This window comes from Lacimicrobium alkaliphilum (assembly GCF_002591895.1).
Lineage (GTDB): Bacteria > Pseudomonadota > Gammaproteobacteria > Enterobacterales > Alteromonadaceae > Lacimicrobium > Lacimicrobium alkaliphilum.
Genome location: NZ_NISX01000017.1, coordinates 47,309 through 73,798 on the forward strand (window position 1 = coordinate 47,309; position 26,490 = coordinate 73,798).

Genomic DNA, 26,490 nt, shown 5'->3' on the forward strand with positions numbered 1-26,490 from the left:
CATCATCTGCATAAAAATAACCTTTGCCATCTCCCTGTTCTTAGTACGACCCAGCGTATTTCACTCTCAGAATAATACAGCACAACAACTGAATATGACCCAAAGCGGTCAATATCTGCCCCAAACACAGCGGCAGCGGTCAAAGCCTAATTCTGGCCTGATTTCCGATTAAGTAAGGGCTACGACCTCTTTCTGACGGTTTCGTGCAAATAATTTCAAATTTTTTCTGGTGCGGATTTATGCGCCTGAAAATAACCTAAAGCATTGAAATATAAAGATTGTCAAAAATACTTATGCTGAAGTTTGCGGGCCGTATTCACTCTCCCTCATTGCGCGGCAATATTATGCATAGATTTGCCAATATGCAAATTTGGCAGCATGTTAAAAACTCGTATAATGAATTTCTCTGCTTCAGGCCCGTCTCAAAATCGCCACTTCACGAGCTTCATAAGGCAGAGCATCCTCTTAAACACATAACCACCGGGGAAATAATGAAACAGTTTGAAGTCAATTTCGACGGCCTGGTCGGCCCTACACATAATTATGCAGGTTTGTCTTTTGGCAATGTCGCATCACTGAACAATGCCAAGTCTGACAGCAGCCCCAGAAAAGCCGCAAAACAGGGTCTGAAGAAGATGAAAGCGCTGTCTGACATGGGCATGCTTCAGGGTGTACTGGCACCTCAGGAGCGCCCTGACATTGCCACTCTTCGACGTCTGGGATTCACCGGCAATGACGCAGATGTGCTTGAGAAAGCCGCCAAACAAGCCACTGAAGTATTTCTGGCTTGTTGTTCAGCATCCAGCATGTGGACCGCTAACGCGGCGACCGTCTCACCCAGCGCAGATACTGCCGATGGCCGGGTGCATTTCACCCCGGCTAATCTGACCAATAAATTTCATCGCTCATTAGAGCCTGAGGTGACCGGGCGTATTTTGCAGGCCACTTTTGCCAATGAAAAATACTTTGTGCATCACCGCCATTTGCCCGATAACGAACACTTCGGCGATGAAGGCGCCGCCAACCATACCCGTCTGTGCTCTGAATATGGCCGTCCGGGCGTTGAAATCTTCTGTTATGGCCGTTATGCGTTTAATACCAGTAAACCGGCTCCGAAGCGTTTTCCTGCCAGACAAACGCTGGAGTCCTGCCAGGCTATCGCCAGACTTCATGGTCTGAGCGATGAGAATGTGGTGTACCTGCAACAAAACCCCGATGTTATCGATCAGGGTGTGTTCCACAATGATGTTATTTCTGTGGGTAATCAGAATGTGCTGTTTTACCATGAGCAGGCGTTCTTTGATACCCAGGCCAAACTGGACGAAATTCAGCGTAAATTTGGTCAGGATAAAGTGCACTTTATTAAAGTAAACACCGATGATGTATCGGTACAGGATGCCGTCAGGACCTACCTGTTTAATACCCAGATCATCACCATGCCAGACGGTGAAATGGCGATCATCGCGCCCACAGAGTGCGAGGAGAACCCGGCTGTTTCTGCTTATCTGGACAAGTTAGCCACCCTTGGCACACCCATCAAAAAGGTACATTACTTTGATGTGAAACAGAGTATGCGCAATGGCGGTGGCCCGGCGTGTTTGCGTTTACGCGTGGCACTGACAGATCAGGAAGTCGATGCCGTTAATCCCAACACACTGATTAACGACACCCAGTTTGAAAGACTGAACACCTGGGTAGACAAACACTACCGCGATGCACTGAGTTTTGACGATTTGCGTGACCCTCAATTACTGCTGGAGTCCCGCACGGCTCTGGATGAACTGACGCAAATTCTGAAACTGGGCTCAGTCTATCCCTTCCAGCGTTGACACCAGATGATGCGCACTAAACCCCGCAGCGTTTAGTGCAGCGACACCATTATCGCGAAAAGATATACCCAGAAACAGACAAACAAAAAACCCGCTAAAGTAGCGGGTTTTTTATTAACTTTAACTATGACTTAAAGCGTATTCGTACAGGTTCTGCCTGTACCATCATCAATCAACGTTCCCGGATTATCCGGATCTTCGACCAGATTCAGACCATCACCAAAGGGATTGGTATTAGGCCGTGAATTTTCGATTACCAAATCAGAATTGGATGCGCCGAGGCGGTAAAACTGACTGGTTGTAGACTCAGAGCCTGACACACCTGTGCTAACGGAAATCTTGACCGTTACCCAGGCTGCATAAGTTTGCGGATAACGCAGCTCGATCAGTGCCTGACCGTTCTCGTCTGTGGTCACATTACCATCAATGGAGATAATGTTGCCCGGGGACAATTCTGTATCACCATTTGTATCCTCGTTAGGATCCAGCAGACCATCGCTGTCTACATCCTCATTGGCACAGCCCTGAGTAAATTCAGGCACCCAGTATTCGAAGTTATCTGCATTGGGGAAAGCAACCCAATAGCCTTTATTAAAAGCGGCCCGGCGCACACCAAAGTTATCATCACCAGGCCCTGCATTAGGATCCAGCAGCTCTGTATACTTGACTGGCGTACCGGTAACCGTCAGTTCCGCTCCGGATACCGGGTTAGAGTCCACATCGGTAACAAATACCGTAAACACTTTCAGGTAACTGGTTTCATCAGGCTCCTGAATAGTGTTACCCGTACCCAGTGAAATAAACTGTGCTCTGTTCCCTACTGTAATAGACGTGGAGGCAGCAATGTTCGACTGTTGTTCTGTCGCTGTCACCACCACGGCATCCTGGCCAGTAGTAACTGTGTTCGAGGTGTAAACAGTAGACGCCAATCCTTTACTATCGGTCACCGCTACTGCTGGGTCAATGCTACCACCCGTCACATCGTCCAGTGTAAAGTTAATGGTTTTGCCTTTAACCAGGTTACCCTGTGGATCCCTGAGTACCGCTGTAATGGTACTCTTCTGGCCGTCAGGCCCAATGGATTTTGGACTCGCGTCGACAATAACATTGTCCACCTCTGTGGCCACAAATTCCATATCGGTGCGGCTGTTGACCGCACTTCCGGCGCCATCCTCACCTTTAGCATAAACTGACGCCGGCCCGGCATTGGCTGAACTTATGGTGACACTTATCTGGCCATTTGCGTCCGTTACACCCTGCGTCGCAGATAAACTGCCACGCGTCGTGTTTAAACTGACACTCCCTCCAACAAAAGGTACCCCTTCTCGTAGCCAGGTAATAGTCAGAGGGGCATTTTCACCAAGTTCCACATCAGACTGAGGGCTTTGGGTAAAGCTAAACTCATCCTGCTGTACACTGATGTTCACACTACCACTGATATTTAGTGCGTTGGCAGTAATGACATCAATGCCGGAGTTTTGTGCCTTAAAAGTAATACTAAGCTGGCCCGTCGGGTCGGTAACAGGAGGGTTTTCGTCTGAGAGTTCCTTGTCTTTGTACAAGAGCACATTGCCATTGTCTGAGGTCAGGGTTACCGGTTGATTGGGAATCCCTTTACCATCCGAGTCTGCGACAATCACAGTAACACTGGCACTATCGTCTAAGATAACCGAAGAAGGCGCATTCAGTTTGACCTCGGTTCCAATCACATTGACGGTCAGCTCACGGGTAATTCCCCCTGCTCTTGCCGTAACCAGAATATCCCGGTTTTCTGGCTCATTCAGTGTTTTGAGAATATTGCGAGCGGTGCCATCTGCGCCAGTCGTAATAGTTCGCTGGCTCAGTTGCCCGGAACTGGCTGAAAAGCTCACCTGCACGTCCTCTAATAATGCATTGGCATCATCCTGGGCCAGAACGATAATTTCTACTTCATCAGAGCCGGACGAAGGCAGTTGGGTGGTGCTGGCAAAAACCGATAATTTAGCCACATCCGTTGTAGACTGATTGCCATCACCCGCTGATGTAAGATTCAGAACAAACTCATCACTATCAGACGTCGTCGCTACCACACTAAAGCCGCCGCCAACGTCACCCGCACGGACTTCGATACTGGCCACGCCATCATTGTTGGTTGTCGCAGTGCCGCTGGAAGGAGAAAGTGTGGCATAGCCAGCTGCCGGAAGAATGAAGGTTACCAGTTCACCAGGCACTACACTGGAATCTTCCTGTACTGTGGCATTAATAACCCAGGGCTCTGAGGCACTCAGTTGTTGCTCATTCGTATCAACGACGTTACCCGAACCATCGACCACTTCAAAACTGATAGTAATTGTGCCCGTTTGATCCGAGCCACCACCACCGCCTGAATCATCTCTGCTGACTGAGCCACCGCCACCACAGGCAATCATCGCCAGACTAAGCAGGCCTGCTAACGTGGCCCTTAGAGTTGATCTCATTCTTTTCTCCCTTGTTTTAAAATAAGCCTGGAAATTCCAAACTCAGAGTCTTATTTCAGTTCAGCTTACCCACTAAACTTGTTAGTCTTAGCCGCTAAATAAGAATAACGACCGGAATCCCTATGGCTAATCCCGCACAAAAACACAGTTTAACCACCAGAATCTTTTTCGGCATGATTGCCGGAATTATTATCGGAATACTACTCCGAACACTGTTTGATGATAGCGGAGATTTTTCATTTGGGGTATTCGGACTCAACGTTTCAACGTATGCCCTTTTGGTCGATGGTATATTTAATATTATTGGTCAGATATTTATTGCCAGTTTACAAATGCTGGTAGTGCCCCTGGTTTTTATCTCTCTGGTTTGCGGCACCTGTAATCTGAGCGAGCCAAGTAAACTGGGGCGTCTGGGTGGAAAGTCGATACTGCTGTACTTACTCACTACCGCAATTGCCATTTCCCTGGCCATTACCTTTGCCATCATCGTATCACCGGGAGAAGGCATAAATCTGCAGGCTGATGTAGATTTCAGCGCAAACGAAGCGCCGTCACTGGCTCAGGTCATTATTGATATGTTCCCCACCAATCCAATCAATGCGATGGCAGAGGGCAATATGCTGCAGATTATTGTATTTGCAGTGCTCTTTGGTGTCGCAATGGCCATGGCCGGCAGCGCCGGTGACAGACTTGGCAAAATGTTTGAAGACCTGAATAAAGTGGTAATGCGCCTGGTAACCATATTAATGAACCTCGCTCCTTACGGGGTTTTCGCTTTGATGGCCAAACTGTCGGCCACAATTGGTTTTGATACCTTTGCCAGCCTGGTTAAGTACTTCTTCCTGGTGCTCTTTGTACTGGCAGTTCATGGGCTTGTGACCTACCCGGTACTGCTGAAAGTGCTATTAGGCATGAACCCATTGATGCTGCTCAGAAAAATGCGGGACGCGGCGCTGTTCGCCTTTAGTACCTCAAGCAGCAGCGCCACCCTGCCGGTGACACTGGAAACCGCCAGAAACAAACTGGGTATTAATAATTCCGTTTCCTCTTTTACCATACCGCTTGGCGCCACCATTAATATGGACGGCACTGCGATCATGCAGGGAGTAGCAACGGTCTTCATTGCCCAGGTTTATGCGGTTGACCTTTCTGTGGGTGATTACCTGATGGTGATCCTGACTGCAACGCTGGCATCAATCGGCACTGCAGGTGTACCCGGTGTTGGCTTAATTATGCTGGCCATGGTGTTACAACAGGTTGGCCTGCCGGTGGAAGGTATCGCACTGATTATCGGGGTCGACAGGTTACTGGATATGACCCGTACGGCTGTCAATGTAACAGGTGACTGTACTGTTGCTACTATCGTGGCAAAGAGCGAAGGCGAGCTGGACGAAGCCCGTTACAATGACCCCGATGCCGGCTCTCGCGAAGAAGACGTAGACTTTGAAGACTTCGAAAAGAATAAATAAAAGTGTAGCCCTATGCAGCGCAGCGGAATACGGGGGAATCCAGCAGAGTTCTGGACTAAGCGGTAAAATAACCACAGAGGCACAGAGATCACGGAGGATTGAATGGTTAAACGCTTTCACCCCTTCGTGTTTTTCGTGGTCAAAAGCTTTTAAACCACTAACCACACCAAAAGCACGAACAGATCGTCTCTCGCAAAGTTGTAAGGGCGAAAGCGAAAACAGGGATGTATTATTTCGCGAACCGACGGATGGAATTTATTTATTCGCCTGACAACGCCAGCTCGTAGCCCGTGATGCAGCGGAGCGGAATCCGGGGAAACTCAACCCCGCAATCCGCTTCGCTCCTTGCAGGCTACGCCGCTGCGAGATCTTAAGCTTTTATTCATTTGATCTCGCTGAGGCGCAAAGGCGCAGAGATGTTAAAGCCCTTTTCTATCCTCTGTGCCCTCAGTGGCTCTGTGGTGAAATCTCTTTTCGTTAGTTAATAAGGATGCTGGGACTTTTGCCATAAGCGGCCAATGGTGGATTCAATCGCAATACTGGCAGACTTACCAAGCTTATCCATCAGGTTTTTCTTCAGGCTGTATTTTACCTGATAAATTTTCTGCTTCTGATTTGCCGCCAGCAAATAATCGTCAGAAGTGCCGAGTTCATCAACCAGCTTCATTTCCTTAGCCTGAATACCGTACCAGTATTCTCCGGTTGCGACCTTATCCAGATCCAGATCCTTACGGTGTTCACCGACAAATCCCTTAAACAGGACATGCACCTGTTCCAGTTCCTCGCGGAACTTTTTACGCCCGGCTTCGTTATTCTCACCGAACAAGGTCAGTGTACGCTTGTATTGACCCGCAGTGTGTTGCTCCCAGTCAATATCATGCTTTTTTAATAACTTATTAAAATTTGGCAACTGCGCAATCACACCAATTGAACCAATGATGGCAAATTTCGACGCGATCACTTTGTCGGCCACACAGGCCATCATATAACCACCGCTGGCAGCCACTTTATCAACCGATACCGTAAGCTGGATATGAGCATCTCTGAGGCGCTGTAACTGTGATGCGGCAAGCCCATAACCATGAACAACACCACCGCCTGATTCGAGCCTGATCAACACTTCATCTTCGGGCTTCGCCACGCAGAGTATCGCAGTCACTTCTTCTCGCAGGCTGTCTACCTCATGCGCATCCATTGAGCCTTTAAAGTCAACAACAAAAAGATTGGAACGGGCTTTTGAGTCAGCTTTCTTCTCCGCCTTTTTTCGCTTTTTATCCTCTTTTTGCAGCTTTTTAACTTCATCTTTGCCAAGTAGCAGATGATTTGCCTGTTCTTGCAATTCATCAATACGATCCGAAATTGAATGGATCTCCAACTCACCTTTGCGCTGTTTCTGCTTGCTTGCAAGACCAACAATACCGCCGACGGCTAACAATAAAGCCACAACCAATGTTACTGCTTTGGCGGCAAAGAGTCCGTATTCGTATAAAAATTCCAAGCGTGTTACTCCGTTCTATCGAAAAGCCAGAAGTTATAATAAGGCCAATGCTGCGTTATTCAACGTAGGGCTGAATTTATTCGGCCAGGTTCAACCAGCCTGTTAAATAAAAAAGCCAGACCGCAAGGCCTGGCTTTTTAATGGTTTCGTACTCTATCTATTACTGTGCAACCACTGAGGTATCCGTTACCAGAATTGTGGTGCCCATAGTCGCCATAAAGGTGGCCAACTGACGCTGCATTTCCATCGTCACCGCTGCATTTGGACCAGGATCCAGAATCGAGCTATGCGTGCCGGCAAGGAAGCTGACTACACCACTTCCCTCAGAGGTACTGTTTACGTTTGGCAGTCCCATCTGTTGCGCCAGCGGTTTACCGCCAGCAAGGGGCAGGCTGGTCTCAACCGGCACCACCTGATCCGGCGGATTCATCTCACTGCCATCCCCCACAACCAGAACCATATGTACCGGTGTATTGGCACCCAGCATGGCAGCATAGTTATTGGGATCACCCGCGTCGATGACAGTTTGCGCAGCAAAGGTAAAGGACGAGAAGGTCGCATTCGCCTCGGCTAACTGCTCTGCACTTAACTGCGATTCAAACACCGGATAAAACGCCGTCAGCAACTCCGGGGTGACCTCTGCAATACCATTGGCTTGCATATACTGTTGTAACGCTTGCTGAAACTCAGGTAATGCCTGTGACAAAAGCGACGCCTTGATCAGTGGCGAGAATGCCGCCGATTCAAGCAGGAAGCCTGCAATGCCACCGCCTGGATTCGCCAGCGTTGCTGCATTCATAGCATACATACCATCGAAGTTGGCAAGTTCACCACCCAGAGTGCTGTTTGACAGTGCCACCGCGGCGGTACCGGTAATTGCACCCAGCGAATGCCCCATAAAGGATACATTACTACCGTCTACATCCACTGTACCGCCCGTAGTATCCACCACAGCATTCAGGCCAAGCCGCAACCCCATAATATCAGCAATACTCTGGCGTACATTGTCTCTGGCTGTCAGCAAGCTGGACAGGTTCAGATAATCTGTGGCGCTGCCACCAAAACCATTAGAAGCGTTGACAGCCTGACCATTAATCACAAAGCCACGACTGGCATGTAAGGGGTGGTCAATGGCCACAGTGGCAAAACCTGCCAGAGACAAGGCGCCGGTAAGGGCCAGCATATCCTGCTTCTTGGACGTAATGCCGTGTTGTAATATCACTACAGGCCAACCACTATCGGGTTTGGAAATGGCTGGCTGACCGAGCTGTGCGTTGATCATATTGGCAAACGCAGGATCGGGCACAGTCATCTGAACCTCGATATTCTGTTCACTCTGAGCCAGTGGAATCGGATTCACCTTGGTCAGATGTCTGGGATCATCGATTCCCAGAACACTGAGATCCAGATCCACCAATTGTCCGCCTGAAGCTTGCTGACAGAACAGATTGTTGTCACCCACCTGCCCCTGAGAAATCAGCCCAGCCACCTGTTCCTGGCCCAGAGCCTGCAACATCGCGCCACTGGTACACGCCGCTCGCCACCAATCACCCTGAGGGTTTGTTGTGCTCAGATAATAAGGCAGGGTAATGGAACCCTGTTTCATACTGGCGGCACAAAATGCGCCTAACTGACCAAACACTTGTTGCGCTGTACCAGCTACCTGCGCATTAGAGCTAGACATACCTGCCGCTAGTCCGGCGCAAGAGTCCAGTCCCAAGGCACTTAACTGGGCCCATGTTTCTGCGCCAAGTACACCTGGAGCAACAGCGGTAAAGGCATCCGGCACAGCCGCTTCACTTACCGGAATAACCGGCAAATACTCAGCGGCAGTTTGCATCGCAGTCGCCTGGTCAGCACCTGCGGCAAGTGCCGCACCAAAAGCCTGAGCAAATTGACCTATCTGCAGTTGCTTGACTGTTGACAGCACCGTGCCGGCAGATTGCGTAGAGAAATAGGCTGCATACGACACCTCTTCTCTGGCAAAGCCTTCACCGCCTAACAAGGTCATAAAGAAATTAAGAATATTCTGTAACTGCTTTTGTTCAGCAGAGCCCAGCGGATTAGTTTCAGGATCCTGACGGGCCAGTTCCCAGCTGTTTGAACCTTTAACAGAGCGCCCTTCAGAGTCCATCAAATCATCCGTTACAACCAGCATATAACCTTGCGCTGCCTTCAGAGGCTTCAACGGCACGACACTGATGGTTCCGTCCTGTGCATCACTTACCTGGGTCACAAAATCCACCCCCCAGGTCAGCTCGGTACCCAGCTCACAAGGAATGCCTGGCGCCGCGGCCTGTGCAGCTATTCCCTGACATACCGCACTTTCGCCTTCCAGTGCCTGAGTGGCTTCGTACAATCGAATTGCACCCGCTCCTGCAGACTGACTATCCAGGGTTACACCCTCCGGCATATTGACACGGATCTGAAAAGGGTGATGCGTAGACCAGCCATCTAACGCACTTAAGGCATGCTGCGGGTTTGAAGGGTCAAAAGCACTGTCTCCTTCCGTGTTCAGGGTGAAATCAAAAAAACTCCCGTCCGGAATCATTAACAAATCATTGGGAATATTCAGATCACTTGTGGAGGGATCAAACACTATCCTGGCAAAGGGTTTGGCAGGATCCTGATTTGCCTCATTTCTAACATCGTTCAGCGTGTCTTCACCGCCACAGCCTGAGAGCCCCAGAGCGGCTGCGACTGTTGCGCTAATTATTAGTTTTTTCATTCTGTCTCCCAAAAATCCTGTTTTTGTTATTGTTCCACCCAGGGCGTATATGACCCAACCAATGCGGGCTTCACCAACATGTACGACCAGTTAAAGTTACTGCAATATTATTGACTTTGCTAGCCTTTTGCAAAGATTTGTTAATTGCTTGTGACAAAGTGGATGTCGTCAGATTTGCGCCCACAATGGCCTGATTAAGTGCTAGAATCCACCTCAGTTTCAATCAGTTTTTTTTACTATGCTTTCATATCAAGTTACTGAAAACGCACTACAAAACAAAGTCATTCTGATCACTGGGGCCGGCGATGGAATCGGTAAAACAGCCGCATTGAATTTTGCCCGCAAAGGCGCTGAGGTGATACTGCTGGGTCGTACCGTGGAAAAACTCGAGAAGGTATACGATCAGATTGTCAGTGATGGTGGCAAAGAACCGGCTATTGTTCCCCTTGACTTAAATGGCGCAACAGCCAGCCATTACCAGCAACTGGCACAGACGATCAGGGAACAGTTTGGGCGCCTTGATGGCTTATTACACAATGCCAGTGTATTGGGACATTTGCGACCATTTGTACAAATTCCCGAACAGGAATGGCAGCAGGTAATGCAGGTTAATCTCAACAGTGTGTTTTTGATGACTCAGGCGCTGATACCTGTGTTAAAACTCTCTGAAACAGCATCAGTGGTTATGACGTCATCGGGTGTTGGTCGCCAGGGACGAGCCTATTGGGGAACCTATGCAATTTCTAAATTTGCCACAGAAGGAATGATGCAATTATTAGCCGATGAATATTCCGGCAGCTCAATACGTTTTAACTGCATCAATCCCGGTGCCACCCGCACCAGCATGCGGGCGAAGGCCTACCCGGGAGAGGATCCCAATCAGTTGAAAACCCCAGAGGACATCATGCCGGTATACCTGTACTTAATGAGTGATGAGAGCAAAGAAGTAAACGGTCAGAGCCTGGACGCCCAGCCTAAATAGTCGCCCGTTACCAGTGTTATTTGATCTCGCGCAGAGACGCCAAGACGCAGAGAAGGATAAAATATTCTTCTCCTTCTGCGCCTCAGCGACTCTGCGAGATCATCTATAAAGACCCGTAGCCCGTATGTAGCAAAGCGGAATACGGGGGAATCCAGGAGAGCTCTGGACTATCCCGCAATCCGCTTCGCTCCTTGACGGGCTACAGACTATCGCAATTCACCGCTGAGGCGCGGAGTTTGTACCGTTTAAAACGGTGAAATCTCTGCGCTCTCGGCGTCTCTGCGGTAAAGCTCTTATCGGTGTTGCAGTTGATAGCTATTTCACTGCCCTTCTATTTTCGCCCAGGTATCCCGCAGGCTGACCGTACGATTAAACACCAGGTTATCTGCATGCTTGTCTTTGCAGAAATAGCCGATACGCTCAAACTGCAGGGCCTTACCCGGCTCTGCATTGACCAGACTGGGCTCAACGATCCCTTTAACCACCTTCAGTGATTCAGGATTCAGCGTCTCAAATAAATCTTCTTCTGCGCCGGGGTTAGGGACTTTAAACAGTCTGTCATACAGGCGAACTTCAGCAGGAATACCCTCAACAGCGCTGACCCAATGAATTACACCTTTCACCTTGCGACCGTCAGTAGGATCTTTGCCCAATGTATCCGCATCATAACTGCAAAAGATGGTTTCTATATTGCCGTCACCGTCCTTTTCGACTCTCTCAGCTTTGATAACATAGGCATTACGCAGTCGCACTTCTTTACCCAATACCAGTCTTTTGAATTTTTTGTTGGCTTCTTCCCTGAAATCCTCCCCTTCAATATAGAGTTCACGGGTAAAAGGGATCTCACGACTCCCCATGCTCTCGTCAGATGGGTGATTGGGGGCATTCAGCGTCTCAATCTTGTCCTGTGGATAATTTTCAATCACCACTTTTATGGGATCCAATACGGCCAGAGCCCGGGCCGCATTCTGGTTAAGATCATCACGAATACAGGATTCCAGCACCCCCATCTCGACCATATTGTCCATTTTGGTGACACCGATGCGCTTACAAAACTCACGTATGGAAGCAGGTGTATAGCCACGGCGACGTAAACCCGCGATAGTCGGCATACGCGGATCATCCCAGCCATCCACATGTTTCTCACTAACCAGTTGAATCAGTTTACGCTTGCTCAGCACCGTGTACTCGAGATTGAGCCGTGAAAACTCATACTGTCGGGGACGGGCCTCAATAGTAATATTGTCCAGCACCCAGTCATACAGACGTCGGTTATCCTGAAACTCAAGGGTACACAAAGAATGAGTAATGCCTTCAATCGCATCAGAGATGCAATGGGTAAAGTCGTACATGGGATACACGCACCACTTATCTGCCGTCTGATGGTGATGGGCAAAGCGTACCCGATAGATGGCTGGATCACGCATACACATAAAGGGTGAAGCCATATCAATTTTAGCCCGAAGAACACACTGGCCTTCCTGATATTCACCCGCCGTCATTTTCTCAAACTGTTTAAGGTTTTCTTCTACAGAGGTATCCCGGTATGGGCTGTTGATGCCAGGTTGTTTCAGCGTACCGCGCATTTCACGCATTTTTTCCTGAGGAGAAAAGTCTACATAGGCCAGCCCTTTCTCGATCAGTTCGATGGCGAAACCATGTAACTGATCGAAATAACCAGAGGAATAACACACGTCACCTTGCCACTGAAAGCCCAGCCAGTGAACATCATCTTTGATGGAGTTTACAAAATTGATATTTTCCTTCTCAGGGTTGGTGTCATCGAATCGCAGATTACACAAACCCTGATAGTCCTGTGCCAGACCAAAATTCAGGCAAATAGACTTGGCATGGCCGATATGCAGATAGCCGTTTGGCTCCGGAGGGAAACGGGTATGGATCTGCTGATGTTTACCTTCAGCCAGATCTTTATCAATAATTTGACGAATAAAATTGGTCGGACGCACATCTGTCTCGGCCATCAGAACCCCTATATCAGTGCAAGAAGAAACAAAACGCCGATTGTAGCAGGTATTATAGCGATGCAGAATACAACAACGCCGGTCAGTTGACCGGCGTTCGACTGGATAGCGATGGTAATCTAGTCCCCCTGACTGCTGTCTAGCTCCAGTGTTTTTATGCTATTAGCCTGAATATCTTCATTATGATAGTAAATCGGTCGCAATTGAGGTTGCTGTGAATACAGCTGCGTCTGATCTGAATAATGATCGGAAAACAGGCTCCTGGATTGGGAATAGGTCAGTATGCCCTCTGCCTCCGGCCCCTGCTCCGTAAACTGCATCACAAATTTCCAGCTTGAACCATAGGTAATATGATAACCCTGCTCACTTAATTGCGAACCCGGCAGCTGTGGATAAGTGTGACGAGGCAGAATTAAACCGTCGTTCGCCATATTTGAACGAAACACATTAAAGCCTCCTTCAACATTATTCGCTCCAGCCCAGGGCAGACGAATCCCGGAGGGACTGCCATCGGGCAGACTGCGTTCAACAAATTGAATTTCACCAAGAGTCGCATCCAGGGCCAGCCCGGCATTCTGGATCCGTAACATAGCGGTAGCCAACTGCTGCAATACCTTGTCATTGGTATTAATGTCTCGCGGTGTGTTTAACGGGTCCTGAGGGCTGAATGGCACCTGCCACTGGGGATTGCTGTCAAACTCAGTGGCAAACTCGCGAAACATCATCGCCCCTGCGCTATTGAGGTTCATTTGCCCATCCCACAGGCTCAGCGCATCACAAGCAGGAGCAATACTGACCGTCTGGCCCTGAACGGAAACGCCTTCATCACCCCTTGCCGTGCAAGCCGACAGCAAGGGTTCCAGCACGGCTTCTCCCAGATAATTACGATTATTGGTTAACGCATCACGCAGATCGCTCAGGGTAAACAAACCATTGTCAGAGCCGCCCTCAGCAAGCATTTTTTGCCCCATTCTCGAACGCAAGGTCTGCTGGGTGTTGGTGGTGCCATATAAAAGCGGCACATCAGTAATAGGCTCGGCCGGGTTGGTCAGCCAGTAACTGTTGTTAGAGTTCTGCACAAAATCAGTGCGTTGGAGTTTAGGCGCACGGTCGTATTCCATTGTACCCTCGGTCAGGTACAGGCTCGAATCGCCCGGTACTATGGTCAGGCCTGCCTCCTGAGAGAAACTCTGATAGAACACATCCTGTGACCAGGCTTCAACCGCATCCACCGACAAATTGGGAACGGATGAACCATCGATATAAAACACGTTACCCTCTTTATCTGTGGCCATCGCATTATTAAACACTATGCCCGTACGTTGCCGGAATACCTCCTTATACTCCTCGATATTGCGCGCACGGTTCAGACCCAGCCAATGATCAAACACATCGAAGTTAGGCAGGTTGGCGTCATTGATGGCAAAGGCAACCTTCTGTCCGGTAAAGTCTGTTCCCCAGGGCAGTGCCCCTGGCACCACGATAACAGGTCCAAACTCGCTGTAATAACTGTTTTTTTCCAGTGTTGTCGTAACGCCTGGTGCTATTGCTACCTCTACCTGGAGCGTTTTACTGGTCATCTCTACGGCTTCTCCGTCCAGCATGTAACTGATGCCTGAAGCATCTTGCGGATTCAGACTCAAACGATGCAGGATAAAATGATCAGCAGTAGAAAAGGTATGGGTCCAGGCCACATCCTCATTGAAGCCGATATTAACAATGCCCGGCATCCCCGACAAAGATCCACCAACCACTTTTAACTGACCGGGAATTTCTGTACCAAATTGCCAGAATCGCTGATTACCAGTATGGGGAAAATGGGGGTTAGCCAGCAGCATGCCCTGACCGCTGGCAGTAAGATCCTTACCGATTGCCCAACCGTTTGACCCTGCTTCAGTGGGATTAGCATCGGGGATCCCGTCGAGCTGCACATCAAACTTCATACTCTGTGGTAGCTGACCCGCGGCAGCCGGAACCGGTGCAAAGCCCTGTCCTGGCGGCGCGGCAATAAACATAGCGCCGACAAAATTACTGGCTCCGGGTAACAATGCCACACCTTGCGCATAGGTGAGCAAATCCATGGCACTAATGGGTTGTACCCAGGGCTGACCCGCACAGCCGGGATCAATATTATTCACACCGGTAGTGGTCAGATATTCGTTATAGCCTCGTGCATATCCTTCCAACAACGCCCGTGTTTGCTCGGTGAGCTGGTCATAATTCTGCTCGGCATTTTCGCGGATCCCTAAAGTCAGAAATCCGAAGTCATTAATCAGGTTGGCATTGTCTTCCGTTCCCGGAGTGTGGGGACCGAAAAAGCGCGAGCGCTGTGAGTTAAACTTGATAACCTGATCTGCCAGGATACAGATATTGTCATTGGCAAACGCAAAGCCCACTCCATACCCCAACCCTTCAAGGTTATCGGCTTTGACATAAGGCACGCCGTAATCGGTCCAGGTGATACTGGCACTGACAGGCTCACCCTCCGGTGAAAAAGTGCTGAGTTCAGGTTGTGGAGGAAGAGGTTCCGGCTCAGGAGCCGGTGCGGGAGAACCCGTGGGTGGTGGTGTTGGTGTAGGCAGCTCGCTGCTGTCACTGCCGAGACAACCGCTGAGTCCCAACAGTGCCAATGATAATATTGAATAACGAAATCCGGTTAGCGTCTGCGCGCTCATTTTCTCTCTCCTTAACGTTTTATTAACACCTCCAGTATGCTGTCAACTGGTCAGTCCTGCAACCACCACAAGACAAATCTCCAGACCTCCAGTCCATCACTAAATATAAAAAAACCCGCTCGGCGCGGGTTTTTTATTCTTTATTTTGCGTCAGCGCTGTATTTTACCAACCAGTTGCGTCACGCAATGCTTTGCCAATCTCGGCCAGTGAACGCACTGTGGTAACACCCGCATCCTGCAGCGCACTGAACTTATCATCAGCGGTACCTTTACCACCAGAGATAATGGCCCCGGCATGGCCCATGCGCTTACCCGGAGGTGCTGTTACACCAGCGATGTAAGAGACAACAGGCTTGCTGACATGATCTTTGATGTAAGCTGCAGCTTCTTCTTCTGCTGTACCACCGATCTCACCAATCATAACGATGGCTTCCGTTTTCGGATCCTCTTCGAACAGCTTCAGAATGTCTATAAAGTTGGAGCCCGGGATAGGGTCACCACCAATACCGACACAGGTGGACTGGCCGAAACCTTCATCAGTAGTCTGTTTAACCGCTTCGTAGGTCAACGTCCCGGAGCGGGATACGATACCCACTTTGCCGGCCTTATGAATGTGACCGGGCATGATGCCAATCTTGCACTCATCAGGGGTGATTACGCCAGGGCAGTTTGGCCCAATCATGCGCACACCTTTTTGGTCGATATACTCTTTCACGTACAGCATGTCGATGGTCGGAATACCTTCGGTGATACAAACGATCAGTTCGATACCAGCATCAGCCGCTTCAACAATAGAGTCTTTACAAAATGGTGCCGGAACATAAATCACCGACGCCGTGGCGCCTGTCGCTTCGACGGCTTCACGTACAGTATTGAATACCGGTAAGCCAAGATGCTCAGTACCGCCTTTACCCGGCGTTACACCACCAACCATCTGCGTTCCATAAGAAATCGCCTGCTCAGAGTGAAAGGTACCCTGACCACCGGTAAAACCCTGGCAGATCACTTTGGTATTTTTATCAATCAAGACGCTCATGCTGCACCTCCCGCTGCGGCTACCACTTTCTCAGCTGCATCGGTCAGACTGGTAGCGGCAATAATATTCAGATCACATTCTTCCAGTTTCTTGGTGCCCAGTTCGGCATTGTTGCCTTCAAGACGCACGACAACAGGAACATTGACGCCCACTTCCTCTACCGCGCCGATGATGCCTTCGGCAATCATGTCGCAGCGTACGATACCACCGAAAATGTTCACCAGAACGGCTTGTACATTGCTGTCGGAGAGAATGATTTTAAACGCTTCAGTTACACGTTCTTTCGTTGCACCACCACCAACATCGAGGAAGTTTGCCGGTGAGCCACCATGCAGTTTAACGATATCCATGGTACCCATCGCCAGTCCGGCTCCGTTAACCATACAACCGATGTTGCCATCCAGCGCCACATAATTCAGCTCCCACTTGGCAGCCTGCGCTTCACGGGAATCTTCCTGTGAAGGATCATGCATATCCTGAACTTTAGACTGACGATACAGTGCGTTGCCGTCTACTGCGAGTTTCGCATCCAGACAATGCAGATCACCATCACTGGTAATAACCAGTGGGTTCACTTCAATAAGCGCCACATCCAGATCTTCAAACATCTTCGCCAGACCCAGGAAAATCTTCGTGAACTGCTTGATCTGAACGCCTTCAAGGCCCAGCTTAAAAGCGATTTCACGAGCCTGATAAGGCTGAGCACCAACCAGAGGATCGATAGACGCTTTGAGAATTTTTTCCGGTGTTTCTTCTGCAACCTTTTCTATCTCTACACCACCTTCGGTAGATGCCATGAAAACGATACGGCGGCTGGCTCTGTCAACAACAGCACCTAAATAGAGTTCCTGATCGATATTGGTACAGGATTCAACCAGGATCTTGTTAACCGGTTGCCCGTGTTCATCAGTCTGAAATGTGACCAGGTTTTTACCCAGCCAATGCTGAGCAAACTGACGAATTTCATCTTTGGTTTTAACCAGTTTGACACCGCCAGCCTTACCACGGCCACCGGCGTGTACCTGACACTTAACCACCCATTCACTACCGCCAATACGCTCAGCAGCCTCTACTGCCGCCTGAGGTGTCTCGGCAGCGTACCCTTCGGAAACGGGTAAACCATATTCGGCAAAGAGTTTTTTGCCCTGATATTCATGCAAGTTCATGGTGTTCTTTCCGTTTTTTTGCGAAAAACTGCATCAGCAGTCAGAATTTACCGAAATTCACATTCCGGCGGGTTATCCGGCAACTATGCCGGCTCGCGGGGTCCCCCCCAAATTCGCGGTCTAATACCGATAGATATAAACCGCGTGCACTTAGAACAATCTGTGAACTAAGCACTCTACTCTGCTATGACTAACCATAGCAGAGACTGTACTGTAGCGGAGTCACCTTGCGGCAACCCCTCTGGTATTAAACGTCGAGTAACAGACGCGTCGGATCTTCGAGTAACTCTTTGATGGTGACCAAAAAGCCCACGGATTCCTTACCATCGACAATACGATGATCATAAGACAAGGCCAGGTACATCATCGGCAGAATCTCAACCTTGCCATCTACTGCCATGGGGCGATCCTGAATTTTATGCATACCGAGAATTGCACTTTGTGGTGGATTGATAATCGGCGTCGACATCAATGAGCCAAACACCCCACCATTAGTAATGGTAAAGTTCCCGCCCTGCAAATCAGCCATTGAGAGCTTACCATCGCGACCCTTGACTGCCAGTTCCTTGATCCCTTTCTCAATATCTGCCATCGACAATTGGTCACAATCACGCAGCACAGGTGTAACCAGACCACGGGGTGTTGAAACCGCCATAGAGATATCAAAATAGTTGTGGTAACAGATATCATCACCATCGATAGATGCATTCACTTCGGGGAAACGCTTAAGTGCTTCCACTACTGCCTTAACATAGAAAGACATAAAACCAAGCCGAACATCGTGGCGTTTCTCAAAGGCTTCCTGATACTGCTTGCGCAGACTCATCACCGGCTTCATATTCACTTCGTTGAAGGTAGTGAGCATGGCGGTAGAGTTTTTCGCTTCCAACAGGCGATTGGCAATGGTCTTACGCAGGCGCGTCATCGGCACACGTTTTTCAGTGCGATCAGCAGTCCCTGCCACAGCAGCAGGCGTGGCTTGTTCACCTGAGCCTTTACTGTCGGACTTATCATCAGCTTTAAGGTATTTTTCTACATCTTCTTTGGTAATACGGCCATTCTTGCCAGTACCTTTTACCTTAGCGGCATCCACCCCTTTCTCTGCAAGCAAACGGCGTACAGATGGACTCAACGCATCACTGCTGCTGTCGTCACTTTCGGAGTCTGACTGTTCCTGCTTGCTGCTTTTCGACTCTGCCGAACCTGAACCACCTGCATTAAAGTTTGCAATTACCTGCTCTGCGGTCACCGTATCGCCTTCTTTAGCAAGGATCTCTGAAAGTGAACCGTCAGCTGGTGCCACGACTTCGAGTACCACTTTGTCGGTTTCGATATCCACCAGATTCTGATCCCGGGATACCGACTCACCCCGCTCAACATGCCAGGTAGCAATAGTCGCATCGGCTACAGACTCAGGTAATACCGGCACCTTTATTTCCATGTTTTCGCCTTTACCGCTGGTTGGGGCCTGCTTCTTCTCGGTGTCTTTATCATCAGAGTCATCCTCATCCTTCGCGTCATCCTCACTATCGTCGCTACTGTCGTCAGATTTTTTCTCAGATGATGCACCGCCCGATGACTTTCCTTCATCCAGCTTGGCAATAACCTGTTCGGCGCCTACAGTGGCACCCTCTTCTTCGATTATTTCACCGATCACGCCGTCAGCTGGCGCCACAACTTCAAGAACCACTTTATCGGTTTCTATATCCACCAGATTCTGATCTCTGGAGACACTGTCACCGGGTTTAACGTGCCAGGTGGCAATAGTGGCGTCGGCCACGGATTCGGGCAATACCGGAACTTTAATTTCAATGGTCATAGTGGTCCCTTTATTTCTTTATCGATAATGCATCTTCAACCAGCGCTTTTTGTTGCTGATTGTGCAATGAAACATAGCCTACGGCTGGCGAAGCAGATGCAGAACGCCCTGCATAAGTTAACTTGGTCCCTTGTGGGATCGCAGCATAAAAATGGTGCTGACTACAATACCAGGCGCCCTGGTTTTGCGGCTCTTCCTGGCACCATACCCAGTCTTTAACATGCTGATAAGGTTTAAGAACCTCAGCAATCTCATCATGAGGGAACGGATACAGTTGCTCAATGCGAATAATGGCAACATCATCCTGTTCATTCTTACGACGCTGATCAAGCAAATCGTAGAAAACCTTGCCGGAACACATCACCACCCGTTTAACCTTCTTGGCATCCATATCATCAATCTCGCCGATGACATTCTTAAACTGACCTTCTGCCAGTTCTTCCAGACTGGACGTGGCCTGGGCATGGCGCAGCAGAGATTTAGGTGACATTACAATCAAAGGGCGACGCATTGGACGAACCATTTGCCGGCGCAGCATATTGTAAACCTGAGCCGGTGTCGATGGCACACAAATCTGCCAGTTATGATCAGCGCATAACTGTAAAAAACGCTCCAGTCTTGCTGAACTATGCTCAGGTCCCTGCCCTTCATAACCATGAGGCAACAACAAGGTTAAACCACACAGACGCCCCCATTTATGTTCACCAGAACTCAGAAACTGATCAATAACTACCTGCGCGCCATTGGAAAAGTCACCAAACTGGGCTTCCCAGACGGTCAGACAACCAGGCTCTGCAGTAGAATAACCATATTCAAAGGCCATCACCGCTTCTTCTGAAAGTACAGAGTCATAAATTTCGATCGGCCCCTGCTCATCGGACACATGCTGCAATGGCATGTAGGTCTGACCGTCTTCCTGATTGTGCAGTACAGCGTGGCGATGGAAGAAGGTGCCGCGACCAGAATCCTGGCCACAAATACGAATGCGACTGCCTCTGTCAACGATACTCGCATAGGCCAGTAACTCAGCACAGCCCCAGTCCAGCTTTTTGTCGCCGGCGATCATCGCAGCTCTGTCCTGATACAGTTTTTTGACCCTGGAATTCAGTGCAAACTCTTCAGGAAAGTGGCAGATTCGCTCACCCAACTCTTTCAGCTTGTCTAAAGACAGCGCGCCGTCGTATTCAGTATCCCAGTCGTGACCAATGAAAGGGGACCAGTCAACAGAGTGCTCGGTCATAGGCCGCCATTCATCAACCACGCAAGCACCATGGTCAAGGGCTGCACGGTAATCACTGACCAGTTTTTCTACTTCATGTTTTTCAATGATGCCCTCGGCCATAAGCTGATCGGCATACAGCTGGCGGGCAACCGGATGCTTCTTGACCTTCTTATACATAAGCGGCTGAGTAACGCTGGGCTCGTCGGCTTCATTGTGTCCATGGCGACGGTAACAAACCAGATCAATCACCACATCCCGTTTAAACGTATTGCGGTAATCGATGGCCAGATTGGTCACAAAAATCACCGCTTCCGGGTCATCCGCATTCACATGGAATATGGGAGCCTGTACCATCTTGGCAATATCGGTACAGTACTGGGTCGAACGGGCGTCTTCAATTTTAGACGTAGTGAAACCTACCTGGTTATTAATCACAATACGCACGGTGCCGCCTACGGCAAAACCGCGGGTTTGCGACATATTAAAGGTTTCCTGCACCACACCCTGGCCAGCAATAGCCGCATCACCATGGATAGTAACCGGTAATACAGCAGAGCCGTCTTTACAATCTCTGCGATCAAGACGCGCGCGCACCGACCCGATAACAACCGGGTTAACGATCTCCAGATGTGACGGGTTGAAGGCCATTGCCAGATGCACATTACCGCCTGGTGTAGCAAAATCAGAAGAATAACCGGCGTGATACTTCACATCGCCGGAACCCAGTGATTCATCATGCTTTCCGGCAAACTCATCGAACAGCACTGACGGATTCTTACCCAGTACATTTACCAGAACATTCAGACGACCCCGGTGAGCCATACCAACGACCACTTCCTTGGCGCCGTTGCTACCCGCATGGCTAATCAGGTTCTTCAGCATGGGGATCAGAGCATCCCCCCCTTCTAATGAGAAACGCTTAGCTCCGGGGAATTTAGAACCGAGGTATTTTTCCATACCATCAGCGGCGACCAACCCCTTGAGAATTCCAACTTTGGTGTCCCGGCTCAACGTTGGCTGGGCCTGAACAGACTCGAAACGTTGCTGTAACCATCGCTTCTGCTCAGTATTAGTGATATGCATATACTCAGCTCCGACGGAGCCGCAGTAAGTACGATTAAGAGACTTGAACAATTCACCTAAAGGCATGGTTTCCTGGCCAATGGCATAGGATCCCACATTAAAAATGGTGTCAAAGTCAGATTCGTTCAGTTCATGATGAGACGGTTCCAGATCCCTGACCCGCTCTTGTTTCCAGAGGCCGAGCGGATCCAGGTTAGCATGCTGATGTCCGCGGAAACGATACGCGTTAATCAACTGTAAGACTTTAACCTGCTTCAGATCACTGGCTGAGGAGCCTGCAGGGGCAGCACTGACACGACTCATGGGCCCCATTTGAGCCATGGCGCGGAACTGTTCGCGGATCTCGCTGTGTTTTGACTCAAGCTCGACGCCATTTACCTTGGGTAGCTGGTCGAAAATTTCACGCCACTGCTCAGAGACACTCTTAGGATCATCCAGATAGGCTTCATAGAGTTCTTCTATATAAGCAGCGTTTCCACCAGCCATGTGAGATGAATCCCACCATGCTTTCATCACGCTTTCTAGCATTTTTGTCCCTTAATCATTAAGACAGGAGTTAACTATTCTGTACTGACGCCGTAGCGTCGAATTTCAAGGTGCTACATGTCAAAAATGTGCCCCTTTTAATAAAGAAATAGCCACCCTGTTATGGATGGCTATTCACCGATCAACATTTATCTAATCACTAATCCACTACGTTGCAATCTCACTGTCGGATAAACCTCAATTAAACAGCGCGTTGCAAGAGCATGGATTTAATCTGACCAATGGCCTTGGTCGGATTCAGCCCTTTCGGACAAACGCTGACACAATTCATAATGCCATGACAACGGAATACGCTGAACGCATCATCCAATTCACTGAGTCGTTCTTCTGTCGCCGTGTCCCGGCTGTCAGCCAGGAAGCGATATGCATGCAACAGCCCGGCAGGACCAATAAATTTATCAGGGTTCCACCAGAACGACGGACAGGATGTTGAGCAACAGGCACACAGGATACACTCATACAAACCATCCAGCTTTTCGCGCTCTTCAGGGCTTTGCAGATACTCCCGTGCCGGAGGCTTGGTGTCATCATTGATAAGATATGGCTTAATTTTTTCGTACTGGGTATAGAACTGGCTCATATCCACCACCAGATCACGCACCACCGGCAGACCAGGCAATGGGCGCACGACGACTTTACCTTTACCCAGAGCAGACAACGGTGTAATACATGCCAGTCCGTTCTTACCGTTCATGTTAACGCCGTCAGACCCACAAACACCTTCACGGCATGAGCGACGGAATGCCAGTGTCGGATCCTGTTCTTTAAGCAAAATCAGTGCATCCAGCACCATCATGTCACGGCCTTCTTCCACGTCCAGCTCATAGTCCTGCATGCGAGGGGCATTATCGACATCAGGATTGTAGCGATAAATTGAGAATTTCAATTTCATCTTATGCTCCTCTAGTAAGTCCGGGCCTTCGGTGGGAAGGCCTCACGCAGTTTAGGTGACATATTAACCTGGCGCTTGAGCATAGACTCAGACTCAGGCCGATAGACACTGTGGCACAACCAGTTTTCATCATCACGATCGGGATAATCGAAACGGCTGTGTGCGCCGCGGCTTTCCGTACGGAAGTTAGCTGCAACGGCAGTGGCGTAAGCCGTTTCCATCAGATTATCCAGCTCCAGACATTCTATACGCTGAGTATTGAAGTCGTTGCTCTTGTCATCCAGACGGGCATTTTGCAGGCGCTCACGAATCTCTTTGAGCTCAGCCAGGCCTTTAGCCATCGCGTCGCCCTCCCGGAAAACAGAGAAGTTAAGCTGCATGCACTCCTGCATGTCTTTTTTGATCTGTACCGGATCTTCGCCTTTGCCCACGTCGGAACCTTCCCAGCGATTAAAGCGTGACATTGCGGCATCCAGGTCAGACTCAGACGCATCACGCTGATCACCGATTTCATCCAGTGCTTTGCCCAGATGCATACCCGTGGCACGACCAAAAACAACCAGATCCAACAACGAGTTACCGCCCAGACGGTTAGCACCATGCACGGATACACAGGCAATTTCACCGCAGGCAAACAAGCCCTTAACAGTATGTTCATTGCCCTGCTCATCAACTCGCAAAGCCTGACCATCAACATTAGTAGGGATACCGCCCATCATGTAGTGACAGGTAGGAATAACAGGAATGGGTTCTTTTACCGGATCCACATGGGCAAAGGTACGGGACAACTCCAGAATACCCGGCAAACGCGATTCCAGAACCTCTTTACCCAGATGATCCAGTTTAAGTTTCAGATGCGTTCCCCAGGACCCTTCACAACCGCGTCCTTCACGGATTTCGGTCATCATTGAGCGGGCAACCACATCCCGGCCAGCCAGATCTTTCGCGTTAGGGGCATAGCGCTCCATAAAGCGCTCGCCATCTTTATTCAGCAGATAACCACCTTCTCCACGGCAACCTTCGGTCACCAGGGTGCCAGCCCCTGCGATACCTGTTGGATGGAACTGCCACATTTCCATATCCTGCATGGAAACACCTGCGCGCAGAGCCATGCCCACGCCATCACCGGTATTGATATGGGCATTAGTGGTGGACGCGAAAATTCTGCCGGCGCCACCTGTGGCCAGTACCACGGCTTTAGACTTGAAGTACACCACCTCACCGGTCTCAATATCGATAGCGGTACAACCAACCACATCACCGTCCTGATTTTTTACCAGGTCAAGGGCATACCATTCACTGAATACTTTTGTTTTATTTTTTACATTCTGCTGATATAGCAAATGCAACAGGGCATGGCCGGTACGGTCTGCAGCAGCGGCAGTACGAGCCGCCTGCTCTCCGCCAAACTCTTTCGACTGGCCACCAAATGGGCGTTGATATACACGGCCATTCTCGAAGCGGGAAAACGGCAAGCCCATGTTTTCCATCTCAATGATGGCTTCGGGGCCGTTCTTACACATATATTCGATGGCATCCTGATCGCCAATATAGTCAGACCCCTTTACGGTGTCATACATGTGCCATTCCCAGTTATCTTCATGGGCATTACCCAGTGCCACGGTGATACCACCCTGGGCAGAAACCGTATGGGAACGTGTCGGGAAAACTTTGGAAAGTAAGGCACAGGATTTGCCAGACTGAGAAATTTGCAGGGCCGCACGCATGCCGGCGCCACCGGCGCCAATCACCACTGCATCAAATTCGCGAATTGGAATAGTCACTTACACACCCCACAGTACAAACAGGCCCACCGCCACATAAGCGAAAGCCATCAGGTTCAAAATAAACTGTAATGCCGCACGCAAACCCGTCGCCTTGACATAGTCCGTCAGTACCTGCCATAGACCGATGCGTACGTGAATCATAATGCTGATCAACGTTGCCAGGGTGAACACTTTCATGCCCAGACCTGAGAACAGATCTCGCCAGATCTCATAGGTTACAGTTGGGGTCGAAACAAAAAACCACAGCATATACAGCGCAAAGGCCGTAATGATTAAAGCTGTTGTACGCAGAGACACGTAGTCCTGTACGCCGTCACGCTTGAAACTCGCCTGATTGGTAATCATATCAGAATGACTCCTACTACTATGGTCAGCACGATCCACAGGGCGATGACGACTTTAGCGCTGAGATCACCGGACTGCAGTTCTTCCCAGTGGCCCATGTCCATCACCAAGTGACGGACACCACCGAGTAGATGATAAATAAACGCGGAAGCCGTACCAATGGCAATCACCTTGCCAAGCACACCGTTCATACATTCCACCACCATCGCATAGCCCTGTGCAGAAGATACAGATACCGCCCACGCCCAGATCACAAAGATCAAAGCGAAAAACATGGCGACACCTGTAATCCGATGCAAAATGGACGAAATAGCAGAAGGAGGAAAACTAATCGTATTAAGCTGTAGATTTACTGGTCTTTGTTTTTTCACGATTTGTTGCCCGTTTTACCCTGTAGGGTTTGAATTTTTATCGCTGTTAATCCGACTTTGCGCAGGATTAACACCTTAAGGATTCAAGCCGTCGTTTTTGAGTGACGTGGTGACATGCCATTTGTTAAAAAAATGCTACAAACACCGATACTTAAACGATGCAAAGTATATCCAGCCAAATGCATAATTACAATTTTTGTTACAACCGAAACAGCGCCTGGCAGCATATAAACACATCGAGTGAGCAAATTTTATACTCCGGCCATTTTTCAGTCCGTTGATTTTTTAAAACCTTCCTGTACCAGATAAAATAGTCGCTAAATCCCTCTCAGGATCAATAATCTGCGAAGCATGCCATTAGAATTTGTCAGCGACCGCAGGTCATTTGACGGGTTCTGGCACCCGTTCTGATTGGCAATGCAACGGCTGTCAGCTTATCCTTTTAAGAGTACTCAGTAATACTGGACTTTAGTTGAATAGATATCGAACGAAAACGCATTAAAATTGACTTGAGCAGCTAATATCAGTACAAATAGCCGCACTTTTTATGCCTATGTGAGATTTTCCCTGCGATCAGGGAAGCGTTCTCAGCATATGCAAAGAG

Annotated in this window: 16 protein-coding genes; 3 read left to right on the forward strand and 13 right to left on the reverse strand. The window is 49.3% G+C overall.

The window, feature by feature from the left end:
* Positions 1-491 precede the first annotated feature (491 nt).
* Entirely contained in the window at positions 492-1,829 is a 1,338-nt protein-coding gene (gene astB / locus CDA54_RS15200; RefSeq protein ID WP_099035942.1) for an N-succinylarginine dihydrolase, read from the forward strand.
* A gap of 131 nt (positions 1,830-1,960) precedes the next feature.
* On the opposite strand, the gene CDA54_RS15205 is transcribed toward astB, so the two are convergent.
* Positions 1,961-4,285 (reverse strand): Ig-like domain-containing protein, encoded by a 2,325-nt coding sequence (locus tag CDA54_RS15205; protein WP_143452310.1) that lies wholly within the window; start codon positions 4,283-4,285, stop codon positions 1,961-1,963.
* A gap of 122 nt (positions 4,286-4,407) precedes the next feature.
* On the opposite strand from CDA54_RS15205, the gene CDA54_RS15210 reads away from it, so the two are divergent.
* Positions 4,408-5,754, forward strand: a complete 1,347-nt coding sequence (locus CDA54_RS15210; protein ID WP_099035888.1) for a dicarboxylate/amino acid:cation symporter — start codon at positions 4,408-4,410, stop codon at positions 5,752-5,754.
* 481 nt (positions 5,755-6,235) lie between these two features.
* Here CDA54_RS15210 and sohB read toward each other — a convergent pair whose 3' ends face one another.
* On the reverse strand, positions 6,236-7,252 hold the full coding sequence (gene sohB, locus CDA54_RS15215; RefSeq protein WP_099035889.1) for a protease SohB: 1,017 nt from the start codon (positions 7,250-7,252) through the stop codon (positions 6,236-6,238).
* Positions 7,253-7,412: 160 nt separating this feature from the next.
* Positions 7,413-9,980 carry a VolA/Pla-1 family phospholipase gene (locus CDA54_RS15220; protein WP_099035890.1) on the reverse strand — a complete coding sequence of 856 codons (2,568 nt, stop codon included), beginning with the start codon at positions 9,978-9,980 and terminating at the stop codon, positions 7,413-7,415.
* A gap of 238 nt (positions 9,981-10,218) precedes the next feature.
* Between CDA54_RS15220 and CDA54_RS15225 the strand changes: the two genes are divergently transcribed.
* On the forward strand, positions 10,219-10,962 hold the full coding sequence (locus tag CDA54_RS15225; RefSeq protein WP_099035891.1) for a YciK family oxidoreductase: 744 nt from the start codon (positions 10,219-10,221) through the stop codon (positions 10,960-10,962).
* A gap of 320 nt (positions 10,963-11,282) precedes the next feature.
* Here the strand turns inward: CDA54_RS15225 and glnS are convergent, their stop codons facing one another.
* From glnS to sdhC, 10 genes are all read right to left on the reverse strand, one after another.
* The gene (gene glnS, locus CDA54_RS15230) at positions 11,283-12,944 is read right to left on the reverse strand and encodes a glutamine--tRNA ligase (protein ID WP_099035892.1); all 1,662 of its coding nucleotides are present in this window, start codon (positions 12,942-12,944) and stop codon (positions 11,283-11,285) included.
* 119 nt (positions 12,945-13,063) lie between these two features.
* A complete protein-coding gene (locus tag CDA54_RS15235; protein ID WP_099035893.1) occupies positions 13,064-15,619 on the reverse strand; it encodes an acylase in 2,556 nt (851 codons plus the stop codon).
* 163 nt (positions 15,620-15,782) lie between these two features.
* Positions 15,783-16,655 (reverse strand): succinate--CoA ligase subunit alpha, encoded by an 873-nt coding sequence (sucD, locus tag CDA54_RS15240; RefSeq protein ID WP_099035894.1) that lies wholly within the window; start codon positions 16,653-16,655, stop codon positions 15,783-15,785.
* Complete coding sequence (sucC, locus tag CDA54_RS15245) at positions 16,652-17,821, reverse strand: ADP-forming succinate--CoA ligase subunit beta (RefSeq protein WP_099035895.1); 1,170 nt, start codon at positions 17,819-17,821, stop codon at positions 16,652-16,654. Before sucC ends, sucD begins: the two co-directional genes overlap by 4 nt.
* 247 nt (positions 17,822-18,068) lie before the next feature.
* Positions 18,069-19,640 (reverse strand): 2-oxoglutarate dehydrogenase complex dihydrolipoyllysine-residue succinyltransferase, encoded by a 1,572-nt coding sequence (gene odhB / locus CDA54_RS15250; RefSeq protein ID WP_099035896.1) that lies wholly within the window; start codon positions 19,638-19,640, stop codon positions 18,069-18,071.
* Between the two features lie 10 nt (positions 19,641-19,650).
* On the reverse strand, positions 19,651-22,473 hold the full coding sequence (locus CDA54_RS15255; protein WP_099035897.1) for a 2-oxoglutarate dehydrogenase E1 component: 2,823 nt from the start codon (positions 22,471-22,473) through the stop codon (positions 19,651-19,653).
* A gap of 199 nt (positions 22,474-22,672) precedes the next feature.
* Entirely contained in the window at positions 22,673-23,383 is a 711-nt protein-coding gene (locus CDA54_RS15260; RefSeq protein WP_099035898.1) for a succinate dehydrogenase iron-sulfur subunit, read from the reverse strand.
* Between the two features lie 11 nt (positions 23,384-23,394).
* Positions 23,395-25,167 (reverse strand): succinate dehydrogenase flavoprotein subunit, encoded by a 1,773-nt coding sequence (gene sdhA, locus CDA54_RS15265; RefSeq protein ID WP_099035899.1) that lies wholly within the window; start codon positions 25,165-25,167, stop codon positions 23,395-23,397.
* Entirely contained in the window at positions 25,168-25,515 is a 348-nt protein-coding gene (gene sdhD / locus CDA54_RS15270) for a succinate dehydrogenase, hydrophobic membrane anchor protein (protein ID WP_099035900.1), read from the reverse strand.
* Complete coding sequence (gene sdhC, locus CDA54_RS15275) at positions 25,512-25,886, reverse strand: succinate dehydrogenase, cytochrome b556 subunit (protein WP_099035901.1); 375 nt, start codon at positions 25,884-25,886, stop codon at positions 25,512-25,514. Before sdhC ends, sdhD begins: the two co-directional genes overlap by 4 nt.
* Between the last annotated feature and the right edge of the window lie 604 nt (positions 25,887-26,490).

Bases quoted from the DNA above. Each gene is read 5' to 3' on its own strand.
- CDA54_RS15205 (WP_143452310.1), bottom strand. From the start codon at position 4,285: ATGAGATCAACTCTAAGGGCCACGTTAGCAGGCCTGCTTAGTCTGGCG.
- astB (WP_099035942.1), top strand. From the start codon at position 492: ATGAAACAGTTTGAAGTCAATTTCGACGGCCTGGTCGGCCCTACACAT.
- odhB (WP_099035896.1), bottom strand. From the start codon at position 19,640: ATGACCATTGAAATTAAAGTTCCGGTATTGCCCGAATCCGTGGCCGAC.
- CDA54_RS15210 (WP_099035888.1), top strand. From the start codon at position 4,408: ATGGCTAATCCCGCACAAAAACACAGTTTAACCACCAGAATCTTTTTC.
- sucD (WP_099035894.1), bottom strand. From the start codon at position 16,655: ATGAGCGTCTTGATTGATAAAAATACCAAAGTGATCTGCCAGGGTTTT.
- glnS (WP_099035892.1), bottom strand. From the start codon at position 12,944: ATGGCCGAGACAGATGTGCGTCCGACCAATTTTATTCGTCAAATTATT.
- sdhD (WP_099035900.1), bottom strand. From the start codon at position 25,515: ATGATTACCAATCAGGCGAGTTTCAAGCGTGACGGCGTACAGGACTAC.
- CDA54_RS15255 (WP_099035897.1), bottom strand. From the start codon at position 22,473: ATGCTAGAAAGCGTGATGAAAGCATGGTGGGATTCATCTCACATGGCT.
- CDA54_RS15220 (WP_099035890.1), bottom strand. From the start codon at position 9,980: ATGAAAAAACTAATAATTAGCGCAACAGTCGCAGCCGCTCTGGGGCTC.
- CDA54_RS15225 (WP_099035891.1), top strand. From the start codon at position 10,219: ATGCTTTCATATCAAGTTACTGAAAACGCACTACAAAACAAAGTCATT.
- CDA54_RS15260 (WP_099035898.1), bottom strand. From the start codon at position 23,383: ATGAAATTGAAATTCTCAATTTATCGCTACAATCCTGATGTCGATAAT.
- sucC (WP_099035895.1), bottom strand. From the start codon at position 17,821: ATGAACTTGCATGAATATCAGGGCAAAAAACTCTTTGCCGAATATGGT.
- CDA54_RS15235 (WP_099035893.1), bottom strand. From the start codon at position 15,619: ATGAGCGCGCAGACGCTAACCGGATTTCGTTATTCAATATTATCATTG.